Annotated in this window: 11 protein-coding genes; 3 read left to right on the top strand and 8 right to left on the bottom strand. The window is 38.0% G+C overall.

The window, feature by feature from the left end:
* Positions 1 to 12 precede the first annotated feature (12 nt).
* Together FBT53_RS00305 and FBT53_RS00300 are read left to right on the top strand one after the other, a co-directional pair.
* Positions 13 to 2,292 (top strand): inorganic phosphate transporter, encoded by a 2,280-nt coding sequence (locus FBT53_RS00305; RefSeq protein ID WP_136949175.1) that lies wholly within the window; start codon positions 13 to 15, stop codon positions 2,290 to 2,292.
* The gene (locus FBT53_RS00300; protein ID WP_136949174.1) at positions 2,285 to 2,998 is read left to right on the top strand and encodes a DUF6503 family protein; all 714 of its coding nucleotides are present in this window, start codon (positions 2,285 to 2,287) and stop codon (positions 2,996 to 2,998) included. The genes FBT53_RS00305 and FBT53_RS00300 overlap by 8 nt, the downstream gene beginning before the upstream one ends.
* Here FBT53_RS00300 and FBT53_RS00295 read toward each other — a convergent pair.
* Positions 2,982 to 4,448, bottom strand: coding sequence for a hypothetical protein (locus tag FBT53_RS00295; RefSeq protein WP_136949173.1), 1,467 nt, complete (start codon positions 4,446 to 4,448; stop codon positions 2,982 to 2,984). The two genes, FBT53_RS00300 and FBT53_RS00295, sit on opposite strands and share 17 nt — an antisense overlap.
* Positions 4,449 to 4,603: 155 nt before the next feature.
* On the opposite strand from FBT53_RS00295, the gene yiaA reads away from it, so the two are divergent.
* On the top strand, positions 4,604 to 5,059 hold the full coding sequence (gene yiaA, locus FBT53_RS00290; RefSeq protein WP_136949172.1) for an inner membrane protein YiaA: 456 nt from the start codon (positions 4,604 to 4,606) through the stop codon (positions 5,057 to 5,059).
* Positions 5,060 to 5,138: 79 nt separating this feature from the next.
* On the opposite strand, the gene FBT53_RS00285 is transcribed toward yiaA, so the two are convergent.
* The 7 genes from FBT53_RS00285 to FBT53_RS00255 form a co-directional block, all read right to left on the bottom strand.
* Entirely contained in the window at positions 5,139 to 7,616 is a 2,478-nt protein-coding gene (locus FBT53_RS00285) for a zinc-dependent metalloprotease (protein WP_136949171.1), read from the bottom strand.
* Between the two features lie 63 nt (positions 7,617 to 7,679).
* Positions 7,680 to 8,267, bottom strand: a complete 588-nt coding sequence (nadD, locus tag FBT53_RS00280) for a nicotinate (nicotinamide) nucleotide adenylyltransferase (protein ID WP_136949170.1) — start codon at positions 8,265 to 8,267, stop codon at positions 7,680 to 7,682.
* The gene (gmk, locus tag FBT53_RS00275) at positions 8,267 to 8,866 is read right to left on the bottom strand and encodes a guanylate kinase (protein ID WP_136949169.1); all 600 of its coding nucleotides are present in this window, start codon (positions 8,864 to 8,866) and stop codon (positions 8,267 to 8,269) included. The genes nadD and gmk overlap by 1 nt, the downstream gene beginning before the upstream one ends.
* On the bottom strand, positions 8,863 to 9,720 hold the full coding sequence (locus tag FBT53_RS00270; RefSeq protein ID WP_136949168.1) for a YicC/YloC family endoribonuclease: 858 nt from the start codon (positions 9,718 to 9,720) through the stop codon (positions 8,863 to 8,865). Before FBT53_RS00270 ends, gmk begins: the two co-directional genes overlap by 4 nt.
* A gap of 71 nt (positions 9,721 to 9,791) precedes the next feature.
* Entirely contained in the window at positions 9,792 to 10,607 is an 816-nt protein-coding gene (locus FBT53_RS00265) for a DUF1080 domain-containing protein (RefSeq protein ID WP_136949167.1), read from the bottom strand.
* A 7-nt stretch (positions 10,608 to 10,614) separates the two neighbouring features.
* Positions 10,615 to 11,355, bottom strand: a complete 741-nt coding sequence (locus FBT53_RS00260; protein ID WP_136949166.1) for a DUF1080 domain-containing protein — start codon at positions 11,353 to 11,355, stop codon at positions 10,615 to 10,617.
* Positions 11,352 to 12,404, bottom strand: a complete 1,053-nt coding sequence (locus FBT53_RS00255) for a sugar phosphate isomerase/epimerase (RefSeq protein ID WP_136949165.1) — start codon at positions 12,402 to 12,404, stop codon at positions 11,352 to 11,354. Before FBT53_RS00255 ends, FBT53_RS00260 begins: the two co-directional genes overlap by 4 nt.
* Between the last annotated feature and the right edge of the window lie 28 nt (positions 12,405 to 12,432).

Below are 12,432 nucleotides of genomic sequence, written 5' to 3'. Positions count from 1 at the left end.
TGAATTATTAAGATGGGGGAGAATATCTACTTGTTTATGGTTGTTGCATTGGCTATCCTTGCCATAACCGATTTAGTGGTTGGGGTTAGTAATGATGCTGTAAACTTTTTGAACTCTGCGATTGGCTCTAAAGCCATTTCTTTTAAAACGGTGATGATAGTTGCTAGTCTTGGCGTAGCCTTTGGTGCCATGTCTTCTAGCGGCATGATGGAAGTAGCCAGGAAAGGAATATTTAATCCTACCGAATTTGTCTTTGCAGAAATCATGATCATCTTCATGGCAGTAATGATTACCGATATTTTACTGCTAGACTTCTTTAATACGCTTGGTATGCCAACCTCTACCACGGTATCCATTGTTTTTGAATTACTTGGAGCTGCGGTGGCCGTTTCTTTAATAAAAATAGCAGGTGCAGACGGTAGCTTTTCAGAATTAGTAAATTACATTAATACGCAAAAAGCCACCGAAATTATTTTTGGTATTTTACTTTCTGTTGTGGTAGCTTTTAGTATTGGTGCCTTAGTACAGTATGTCACTAGAATACTTATTTCTTTTGATTTTAACAAGAAACCTAAATGGGTAGAAGCCATTTTTGGCGGTATAGCTATTACCGCAATTGTCTACTTTATTTTGGTCAAAGGCCTTAAAAGTGCTGCCATTTTTGACCCTTCTTTTATGGCAATGATTAACGCCAATACTTTCTTGTTTTTACTTGCCAACTTGGCAATTTGGACGCTTATTTCTTGGGCAGCTGCGTTAGTAATTAAATGGAATATTTACAGAATAGTTATTATTCTGGGCACATTTGCTTTAGCTATGGCCTTTGCTGGCAATGACTTGGTCAATTTTATTGGAGTACCTATTGCTGCCTTACAATCTTACCAAGATTGGAGTAGCTCTGGTGTAGATCCTGCTAAATTTACGATGGAAGGATTAACCGCCGCAGTACGCACAAAACCCTATTTACTCTTACTTTCTGGCGGCATTATGGTGGTTACCCTTTGGTTATCTTCTAAGGCACGTAGTGTTGTAAAAACCAGTGTTGACCTAGCAAGACAAGACGAGGGTGATGAACGCTTTCAACCCAATTATCTATCTAGGCAAATTGTAAAATTATCTATAACTGCGAGCAGCAACGTCATGGCCGCTTTACCTCCTAGTTTAGTTAAAAAAATTGATGAACGTTTTAAAATGCCTAAAACATACTTACCTAAGCAAAAAGCACAAGATATGCCTGCTTTTGATATGGTGAGAGCCTCCGTAAACTTGATGGTTGCGAGCATCCTTATTTCATTAGCAACCTCTATGAAATTGCCTTTGAGCACCACCTACGTTACTTTTATGGTGACTATGGGTACTTCTCTTGCAGACCGTGCTTGGGGAGCAGAAAGTGCGGTATACCGAGTAGCAGGTGTTCTTAATGTTATTGGAGGTTGGTTTTTTACTGCTTTTTCTGCGTTTACCGCAGCAGCCATTATAGCTTACATCTTACATATTGGTGGTTTTGTTGCTTTGATAATTCTATTGGTTGCAGCAGCAGTATTATTACTACGCAACTACATGGCTCACAATAAAAAATCTAAAGAAATTAAAGCCGAAGATAGCCTTAGAAAAGCAGAGAGCAGTTCCATACAAGGGGTTATCCAAGAAAGTGCTGACAACATTGGCAACATGATTTCTAGAAGTAATAAAATATATACAGGAGCTATAAACGGTTTGGCTAGGCACGACTTAGAATCACTTCGTAGAAATCATAAAGAGGTGGCAAAAATGTCTGCAGAAATAGAAAGCTTACAGAACAACATTTTTTATTTTATCAAAAATTTAGACGAATCTAGTGTTGGTGGTGCGTCTAATTTTTATATCAATTTATTGGGTAGCTTACAAGATGTTTCACAGTCCCTAGAACATATTGCCAAAGTTGGTTACAAACACGTTAATAATAACCACAAGAAATTAAAATACAATCAGATTAAAGAGCTGAAGGATTTAGACCAACAGTTAGAGTCTTTATTTAGCAACACAGCTCAAGTATTTACAGAACGTTCTTTTGATAAATTAAGCCCTTTATTGGCCCGTAAAGAAGAACTTTTTACACTGATAGACCAAAAAATAGAAAAACAGGTCGCAAGAACTAGAACGGAAGAATCCAGTCCAAAAAACACTACATTGTATTTTTCTTTGTTAACAGAGACCAAAGATATTATCAAAGCCACAATGAAGCTGATGGAACTTTATTATTTTGAACACGATAGCACTATTGAACCTGCTAAGATTCCACAAAATGCATAAAATTCTATACTTTGCTGTTTTTATATGTGGTGTTTTAGGGGTACAATCACAATCGATTACGGGTTCAGAATTATTAGATAAAGCTATTGCATATCATGACCCAAACGGCCAATGGCCCACTTTTAAAGACAGCCTAAAAGTGGTTATGGAAACCCCAAATAATTCTTCTCGAGAAAGTATTATCTATCTAAATTTACCAAAAGAGGTGTTTAATCTTACGGTAAAAAAAGAGGAAAACACTGCGCAATACCAAATAGAACAAGATAATTGCAACATTAGTTTTAATGGTAAACGCAACTTTACAGAAGAAGAAAAAGCAACCTACAGATTAGATTGTGACCGCGCTTTTATGATGAAGGATTACTACACCTACCTATATGGCTTGCCAATGAAATTAAAAGACCCTGGCACTAACCTAGACCCCAAGGTGGCTACCAAAACATTTAAAGGCAAAACGTATTTAGTTTTAAAGGTGACCTATGATGCTGTAGTAGGTAAAGACACTTGGTATTTTTATTTTGACCCTACCACCTATGCCATGGAAGTATATCAGTTTTACCACAAAGAGGCAGATAATGATGGCGAATACATTCTTTTATCTGGTATTGAAACATTTAAGGGTATTAAAATGCCCAAAACACGCAAATGGTATTACAATAAAGATGATAAATTCTTAGGCACGGATATTCTTAGCCATCCAAATTAGACACCAAGTCTAGGGTTACCGCATAGAGTTCTTGTTGGGTTAATTTTGATTTTAGCCACGCATAAAAACTCATTACAAAGATATCTTCTTGCCTACGCCCTTTAAAATCAAACGCGTTTTCTACTTTAGCCTCAAAATCTGGAGTAGTGGCCAAACTAGGGTTTTCAGCATACGCCAACACCAATCTTATAAATGTCAACACACGTTCTTCTTGTACCGCTACCAATTTCCTTTTAAACTTACGCCTAAATTGTTGCCCTTTAGCGTGCACTAAATCATGTTCTTGTAGTTCTATAAGCGTCAATAATTCTATGATATTCTTTTTGAGCACCCACGCCCAACCCACACGTTCTTCGTACCAATTATCAGATTTTTTAAGTAAGCGCAATTCTCGATAAACTTCTTTGTATTTCCCTTGTTGAAAAAGACACATAACCAACACCAATTTTACATCTAAAGAAGTGGTAGAAAGACCTTTTAGCAGTATTTCTGCCTCCATAACTTTTCCAGTATAGAGAAGTAAAAGTCCTTTGAGGAGTGTTCTATTTTTAAGAAAAGATTTCTGCTCTACAGCACTTAAGCCTACCAAAACATCTTCTAATTCAGACAACACATTAGCCGACTTTTTGAATTCTTTATTTCTAAAAAAAGATAGTGCCAATAAGTGCAGCATGCGTACATAATAATAGCTGTATTTGGCGGGAACTTCTCCTTTATTTTTAAGTGCGATAAAAAGTTGTTCTATATAGGGTGATATAGCGTAAAAATTACGTTGCAGATTGGCTTCTGTTGCCGTTATGGTCATTAATTGATAAAGCGATTTATAACTTAAATCCTCTTCTAGAACAAGATCCAGATTGGTAAAAATCTGCTGCAGTTCTTTAGATACCTCTGGTGAATTATCATTTTTTAATCGTGCCCTAATCTGAGCGTAAGCGATGTTGAATCGTGTTGCTGTTTGCAGTTTTTTATTGTTTGCTTCCAATTCTAGCACTAAGCTAGATAAAGAATAATCTGGTATCAGATGCGCAAATTGTATTTTGGTCTGTATTACTTCTGCCAAGATAGGATAGGCATCAATGGTGTTGGCAAGGTTTTCGGATTTCAATAGTACTTTACTAGCCATTTTAATAGCTCCTTTTTCAAATAGTATTCGCGCAGCTAATAAATATTTCAAAGCATGAAAGTCTTCTGCGCTTTCATGCTCAAAACCATAACTCCCAATAAATTCTATCAATGCCTCTTGTACTCTAGCACAAAGCACATAAAAAGCGTTTTTATTGCCTTTACCATAAAGCTTAACATCTAAATTGGTTACATCGCCTTTGGCCAAAAACTTTACTAGTGTAATATTTTTTATATCTGTACGCCTATTCTTCTTTGCTAAATACTGCAAAAACTCATGCAATTCGTGTTCAGAAAGACTATCTACGAGTATTTTTAACTCCATTAATTCGTAAGTTTTTTAAAATATCAACTCCTATTAATAGTATAAAAAAGAATAAATATTAATAATTATATCGTAAGTATAGTAAAAATATTACCATTGCGTAGTGCGTGGTCCTAAAATAGATTTGCCCCATACTAATTTTATAAACTTTAGTTATGGAAAATACTTTAGAAAACAACAAAGAAGTAAAAACCAGAAAAGAAAACCAATTTACCCTAAAACCATCTCCAGCATTTATTTCTGCCTCCTGGGCAGCTTTGAGTATCGGCATGGCATCGTATTGTATCGGCTTATGGAATTCATCTCTTTGGCTAAACGAAAAAGGCTATTATTTTACGTTATTATTATTTGGCCTATTCTCTGTGGTCTCCGTTCAAAAAAGTGTTCGGGACAGGCTAGAGGGTTTACCCGTTACGGATGCTTACTACAGCATTAGCTGGTTTACCACCTTTGCAAGTATTATCCTTTTAGTGATAGGATTATGGAATGCAGATATGGAATTGAGTGAAAAAGGATTCTACGGTATGTCTTACACCCTAAGTATTTTTGCCGCCGTTGCGGTACAAAAGAATACAAGGGATATGAAATATTATGATGATTCAGAAAAGTAGTGACAATTACTAATACAAGAGCCCCTTTAGTGCTTTGCAAGCTACACTAAAGGTGCTCTATCTCTTTATAAACATAAACCTAATCTACGGCCAACAATTTGTCTATGCGAGCTATTAGGTCCTTGTAATGATAATGGCTTAAGGTAGAACCATTATTCTTAACGGCATTTAGCTGTCTTTTAAGTGTTTCTAACTCTCCACGTACCAAAGCCGTAACATCAGATGTATTTACATTATACACGAGTTTACTTTCAAAACCAGGTCTGGAATAATTGTAGCCTTTGTCCTCTTCCGTCATTAGATACTGCATGCGGTCTACATAGCTCCGTTGTAAATTTCTTCGGTATAGGCTAACGTTTTTTCCTTGTGCAGCCTCTTTAAAAAGACCAGCTCTTAGCTCTTTTAACATATCGTAAGCTGTGTACCCTCCCCTTTCTTCATTATCTATAAGCCTGCCTAGTCTATCAAAACTCAACAAGGCATTCAGCTGCCTAGCTTGTACGCTGCGTAAGGTTTCAAAATAACCCGCATGGTCTATATTGGGCAATGCATCTTCTATAAGCAACCAATCTGGCGTATTAAATACGTTTTTGTGTAGCCAACGCATAGCTTCTTGCTGTTGCGTTTTTGGCACAGCACTGTATACTACTCCTTCTTGGTTGGGTTTTTTCAAATTTTCAAAAACACCCCCTATGGTTGTGGTTACATGACCCGTAAAACGACTATAAACTCCCAACAACTCACCATACAGTTCTTCTAAATCGGTATAATCATTGGTTTGGTCAGATGTCCATTCTGGCAAATGCTCGGCTACATACTTTAAGTTTTTAAGTCCATAGGTGCTGGCCAATACGGGATCATCACCAATACATTCTGTTTGTGATTGTGGGTCGAACCTACTTGATTGTCTTCCAAATTTATAGACAGGGTCGTTTGCCTTTGCTAAAATCCATTGATCTAGAGTAGGCACTTCTTCTGCTGGCGAAGAAGCTTCTGGCAAGTACCTATATCCCCAATTGGTAGCATAATGGTCATAAGGGCCCATTTGGCGTATAAAACGAATATTCTCGTCTCCAGGCTGTGCCACATAATTGTAGCGTGCATAGTCCATTATACTAGCTGCTATACCATTTTTTTGTGTAAACACCCCATTACGAAGCGAATCTACAGGATACGCATAACTGGCAGCCATATTATGAGGAAAACCAAGGGCATGCCCAACCTCGTGAGCAATAACCATACGCATCATCTCTCCAATTTCGTCTGCTGGTGTATCTAAGGTACGAGCAGAAGGGTTGGCCGCTGCCGTTTCTAACAAATACCGGTTGCGGTAACTTCTTAAATGGTTATGATACCAAATAATATCACTTTCTATTATCTCCCCACTACGTGGATCTGATACACTTGGCCCTACCGCATTCCTGGTAGTACTAGCTACATAACGCACCACAGAATAACGTATATCTTCTGGACTAAAATCTGGGTCCTCTTCTGGAGTTGGTGCATATTTAGCTATAATTGCATTTTTAAAGCCAGCAGTTTCAAACGGTTTCTGCCAATCTTCTATTCCTTGTTTAATATACTTTTGCAATTCTTCGGGCGTTCCTGGGTCCAAATAATATACAATAGGTTTAATAGGCTCTACCAATTCTCCCCTAGCATAGGCCTCAGGGTCTTTAGGCTCCAAACGCCACCTACGGATATAGGTTTTGTAATCTGCCTTTAATTCTTTGGAACCAAAATCATACTGACTTACCGTAAAAAACCCCACTCTAGGGTCATACAAACGAGGTTGCATCGGTTTTTCTGGCAAAAGAATCATACTCTGATTCATTTGTAGGCTAATGGTCTCTGCCCTGCCCTCTGTTGGCGGTTCTGATGCCACATAGGTAAAGTCTTGTTTTACTTCTATGTTTTTAGGAAAACTCTTTACGCTATTGATAAAACTACGATCACTATCTAATTTTTTAACCTTGTATGTTTTTCGTAACCGTGCAGACAAACCACTTATTGCTGGCACATCTGAGGTGAAAAATTTTGTAACATCAATTACAGCCGCAGTAGAATCTTTAGAAAATGTCTTGATATCAAAAGCATACAGAATAGGTTCATAGTTATTTACCTTAACGGAATTACGTATAGCTTTACCCTCTTCTGCTACATTAACGTAGGATTTTATCTTAAGTAATATTTTATTCTGAAAGCGCTCCCAATGTACCACTTGCTCATTGGTTTTAGAGCCTGCATTTACATAACCGCCACCCAAACCATTGGGTATTTGGGCAATTCTACTTACCCAAAGCATGTCTTGGTTTAAATTAGCAAAGGGAATTTCGTAAAAATAGGCGTCATTAACTTGATGCACCTTAAAAATACCATCATCTGTTTTTGCATCTTTGGTAATCACCTCCTTGTAAGTTTTGATACCGTTTTTTGGTTTCTTAGTAGGAGTAGTAGTTTCTTGTTGGCTCTTCTTCTTTTTATTCTTTTTTTGAGCTTCTAGGGTTTGGTTGGTTAGGAAAAGACAAGCTAATCCCAGTAGTAGAACATTTTTCATCTTTCAAATATGAAACTTTTGAGAAAGGAAAAACACTCTAGAATAGTTAAATAAAACTAAATATTAACGGTAAAAATTCATCTCATCTAAATAGGTCCAAACTTTTGGAGGAAGTAAAGGCTTAATATTTTTACCCAGTTTATGGTTTTTACGGATGAAGGTTGAGGAAATTTCTACAATAGGAGCCGCTACCCGATGCACTTTTGGGTGATTTATAAATTGATGTTCTACCACACCTTCAGAAATTCTAGGATATACATATACATCATGGTATTCTAGGATTACCTCATAATTCTTCCACTTGTGGAAGCTTTTAAGATTATCCTCTCCCATCATCAAAGAAAAATGGTATTTATCTCCATATTTTTCGCCTAAATGCACAAGGGTATCTACCGTGTAATTGGGTTGCGGCAGATTAAATTCGATGGTGCTTGCCTTTAACTTAGGGTAATTGTCTTCAATAGCTTCTTCTACCATTCGCAATCTATGGTGGTTATCTAAAAGAGACTTCTTAACCTTGAACGGACTTTGAGGGGTAATTACAAACCAAACCTCGTCCAAATCAGAAAATTCGGCCATGTGGTTCGCAATGATCAAATGGCCTATGTGTATGGGATTAAACGTTCCAAAATAAAGCCCAACTTTTTTCATTATTTATCAGAATCTATGCTAGCGGTTACCCCTACGTACTCTGCCACCATGCGGTGTGCTTCCTGCAGGGCGGTATCTAAATCGTAGTTTTTGATTATCTTATCAAACTGTGGCGCCGTAGCCAATTCTACCGAAGCTTTTGCAATACGCATGTTTATCTTATCCTCACTTTCCGTACTGCGCTTTTTAAGCCTAATTTTGAGTTCGTCCACGCTAGGTGGTTTTACAAATACCGCCAACGTCTGTTCCGGATATTTTTTCTTGATACGCAAACCACCAACCACGTCTATATCAAAAATAACGTTCTTGCCCTCTGCCCATAATCGCTCTACTTCACTATTTAACGTACCGTAGAAGTTATCTCTGTAGACTTCTTCCCACTCCAAGAAATCGTTTTGTTTAATGTGTTTTTTAAACTCCTCCGCAGAAATAAAATAGTAGTTAATCCCATCTTTTTCCTCACCGCGAGGTGCACGAGATGTTGCGGAAACAGAAAACGCCAAGTTTAACTCTGGCTGTTGCAACAAATGCCTTACAATAGTTGTTTTACCACTACCGGAAGGGGCTGAAAATATGATAAGCTTGCCACCTTTTGTCATAGTACGTTCAATAATTGTTCTTTAATCTTCTCTAACTCATCTTTCATTTGAACAACCAACTGTTGCATGGGCGCATAATTGGCCTTAGAACCAATGGTATTGATTTCCCTACCAATTTCCTGAGCTATAAAACCCAATTTTTTACCATTACTATCTGCGGATGCCATTGTGGTTGTAAAGTAATCTAAGTGATTGGCTAAGCGCACTTTTTCTTCCGTGATATCGTACTTTTCCAAATAATAAATCAATTCTTGCTCAAATCTATTGGCATCTACATCTGCTTGCAAATCTGCAACAGCCCTTTCTAAACGCTCTCTAATACTCCCTAAGCGTTCTGGGTCTATAGCTTTAACTTGCGCTAATAAATCCTGAATTGCATTTATTCTATTCTGAAAATCTGTTTCTAGCACCTTACCCTCTTCTGACCTAAACGTATTGATATTGTTCAAAGCTGTTTCTAACGCTTCTTGAATCTTAAGAAACTCATCTTCATCTATATCTTCCTTATCTGTCTTGAGGGTGTCTGGCATGCGTAATGCTAACTCTAACAACTTAACGTCATCGCCACTAGCAATGGCATTAAGTTGCTCCATGTATTTTTTTACTACTCCTGCATTTATTTCTGCCGTGGTTTCTTCCCCTGTAATTTCTACAAATAAGCCAAAATCTACTTTACCTCTTACAAGAGCATCTGCAATTTGCTTTCTTAGTATTAACTCTTTTTCTCTATACCCTTGCGGTATACGCGCATTAATATCTAGATTTTTACTGTTGAGGGATTTAAGCTCTACGGTAATCTTTTTGTTGGAAAGTTGTAGTGAGTGCTTTCCGTAACCGGTCATGGATTGAATCATGTGAGTTGGTAAATTTTGGCAAAGGTAACTAATATAGAATTGTATATTTATTACCCTTGCCAGAATCTAAGCTATAGTTCCCTAACCCAAATGTTTCTATAGCTAACACGGCTATTATCGCCATGGTCTTGCAGCATAATTGGCGCTTTACCATGTGCTATATTTTTTGGCCACCCTATATATTCTGATGTCCCTTCTATCTCAAAATGGTCTTGGACTAACACTCCGTTGTGAAGCACGGTAATGGTAGCCGATTTAGTCTTGTCACCAGCTGCATTAAACTCTGGTGCGTGGTAAATAATGTCATAGGTATTCCATTCTCCGGATGGTTTAGAGGCCATTGCCAATGGCACAGATTGTTTATAGATTGAACCTACTTGCCCATTAACGTAGGTTGGATTGTCATTATTATCTAACACTTGTACTTCATAGCGTTTCTGCAAAAAAACACCACTATTGGCCCTACTTTGATTTTCCCCTTGAATTTCTGATGGAGATTTCCATTCTATATGTAGTTGTACACTACCAAAATTTTGTTTGGTTTGTATATTACCTGTTTTATCATTTACCGTCATGGAACCATCTTCATTAACATGCCATTTCGCTGCTGAACTTTCATCGTTACTACTAACCCAATTCTCAAGATTTTCGCCATCAAAAAGTACAATGGCATCACTAGGCACTCCATTTTCAGATACCGTAACTTTTGGCGGCACAGGTTCATAAATCTCCGTCTCTTCTGGTTTGGTAGGCTCCTTACCCCTATCCATTTCCGAGGTTACTTTTTCTTGTTCCCCTGCCACAGTTTTGTCCGTTTTCGGAGTTTCATTGCAAGAAGCAGCCAATAGCACCCCTAAACTCAGCAGACTTATTTTAATTTTATTCATAATTAGGTTATAATTCTTTTATTCTGATATTCCTGTAAGCTACTTGATCTCCATGGTCTTGTAGCCCTATTTTTCCTGTTTGGTAAGTACCGAAACCTTCCCAACCTTTGAATTTAGAATTCGCTATCATTTCATCCCATGCGTCGCCATGAACAGGAAACTCTACTACTTTTACCCCATTCTGGATTACGTAGCCTTGATTGGTATTGTGATTGACCAAAAGCTCTACTGTATTCCATTCGCCTATAGGATTTACCGTTTTTTCTGAAGGTGAAACCATATCGTATAGAGCGCCAGCTTGGTGACTGGTTCCATTCTTGGCGTCTGGATGATTTTCATCATCTAGCACCTGAATTTCTGGTCCCGTTTGGTACGGCTGTCCAAATTTTTCTATTTCTTTTACTCCATAGAAAATTCCACTATTCGCGCCTTCTACCACTTTCCATTCTAACTGTAATAAGAAGTTAGTGTATTCCTTATTGGTCACCAGATTATAACTTTCGCCATTACGTTCTTTAGACGGGTAAAATACCATAGCACCATCTTCTATCTTCCAAGGCTCTGTAACCGCTCCGCCATTGTAATAATGCCACGCATCAAAAGAGCTACCATCAAATAACACCTCCCAGTTTGGCGCTGCCACTTCTTGGGATACTTCCTCAACCGCTTCTTTTACCGGGTCTTCTTTCTTTTCTTGCTTACAGGCTACCACAGCTAAAAAAGCTGCTCCAATTAACCAATTTCTCATAACCCTAGAATACTGTTTAAATAGGCATCGTCTACGTCTCCGCCAGCAAAATCATCAAAAGTTTTCTCCGTAGCTTCAATAATATGTTTTTGTATAAACGGTGCCCCTTCCCTTGCTCCTTGCTCAGGACTTTTCATACAACATTCCCATTCCATAACCGCCCAAACATCACAACCGTATTGGGTAAGTTTGGAGAATATTGCGCTAAAATCTACTTGACCGTCACCTAAAGAACGGAACCTACCCGCGCGGTCTATCCAATCAGAATACCCGCCGTACACTCCTTGTTTTCCGGTTGGATTGAATTCTGCATCCTTAACATGGAAGGCTTTTATAAATTCATGGTAATAATCTATAAAGGTGATGTAGTCTAAGTGTTGTAATACATAATGACTTGGATCGTACAACATATTTACACGCTTATGGTTACCCGTTGCTTTTAAAAAGCGCTCAAAGCTTACCCCATCATGCAAATCTTCTCCTGGGTGAATTTCATAACAAACATCTACCCCATTTTCATCAAAATGATTAAGAATAGGCAGCCAACGTTTTGCTAATTCATCAAAACCCTTTTCTACCAAGCCTGCTGGGCGTTGCGGCCAAGGATAAACCGTGTGCCAAAGTAATGCGCCAGAAAATGTAGCATGAGAATTTAAGCCTAATCTTTTACTCGCTGTACCTGCTTTTTTTACCGTATCTATTGCCCACTCCGTTCTTGCTTTAGGATTGTTACGTACCGCTTCTGGTGCAAAACCATCAAACATACTATCATACGCAGGGTTTACGGCAACCAACTGGCCTTGCAAGTGGGTAGACAATTCCGTAATCTCCAAGCCATAAGAATTAATTTTTCCTTTTAAGTCATCACAGTAAGCTTGACTTTCTGCAGCTTGGTCCAAATCAATTAAAAAGTTTTCCCAAGTAGGAATTTGGATGCCCTTATACCCCAATCCAGAAGCCCATTCGCATAGGCCATCTAGAGAATTAAAAGGTGCCTTACTGTCTACAAATTGCGCCAAGAATACTGCCGGGCCTTTTATTGTTTTCATGCTGTTTTATGTTTTTTGTTTTCGGTTT

Origin of the sequence: Flavobacterium sp. ASW18X (assembly GCF_005144745.1) — a bacterium.
Classification (GTDB): domain Bacteria; phylum Bacteroidota; class Bacteroidia; order Flavobacteriales; family Flavobacteriaceae; genus Croceivirga.
The sequence above is the reverse complement of the archived record's forward strand: the minus strand, read 5'-3'. Positions and strand labels throughout refer to the sequence as shown.

Bases quoted from the DNA above. Each gene is read 5' to 3' on its own strand.
- FBT53_RS00305 (WP_136949175.1), top strand. From the start codon at position 13: ATGGGGGAGAATATCTACTTGTTTATGGTTGTTGCATTGGCTATCCTT.
- FBT53_RS00300 (WP_136949174.1), top strand. From the start codon at position 2,285: ATGCATAAAATTCTATACTTTGCTGTTTTTATATGTGGTGTTTTAGGG.
- FBT53_RS00295 (WP_136949173.1), bottom strand. From the start codon at position 4,448: ATGGAGTTAAAAATACTCGTAGATAGTCTTTCTGAACACGAATTGCAT.
- yiaA (WP_136949172.1), top strand. From the start codon at position 4,604: ATGGAAAATACTTTAGAAAACAACAAAGAAGTAAAAACCAGAAAAGAA.
- FBT53_RS00285 (WP_136949171.1), bottom strand. From the start codon at position 7,616: ATGAAAAATGTTCTACTACTGGGATTAGCTTGTCTTTTCCTAACCAAC.
- nadD (WP_136949170.1), bottom strand. From the start codon at position 8,267: ATGAAAAAAGTTGGGCTTTATTTTGGAACGTTTAATCCCATACACATA.
- gmk (WP_136949169.1), bottom strand. From the start codon at position 8,866: ATGACAAAAGGTGGCAAGCTTATCATATTTTCAGCCCCTTCCGGTAGT.
- FBT53_RS00270 (WP_136949168.1), bottom strand. From the start codon at position 9,720: ATGATTCAATCCATGACCGGTTACGGAAAGCACTCACTACAACTTTCC.
- FBT53_RS00265 (WP_136949167.1), bottom strand. From the start codon at position 10,607: ATGAATAAAATTAAAATAAGTCTGCTGAGTTTAGGGGTGCTATTGGCT.
- FBT53_RS00260 (WP_136949166.1), bottom strand. From the start codon at position 11,355: ATGAGAAATTGGTTAATTGGAGCAGCTTTTTTAGCTGTGGTAGCCTGT.
- FBT53_RS00255 (WP_136949165.1), bottom strand. From the start codon at position 12,404: ATGAAAACAATAAAAGGCCCGGCAGTATTCTTGGCGCAATTTGTAGAC.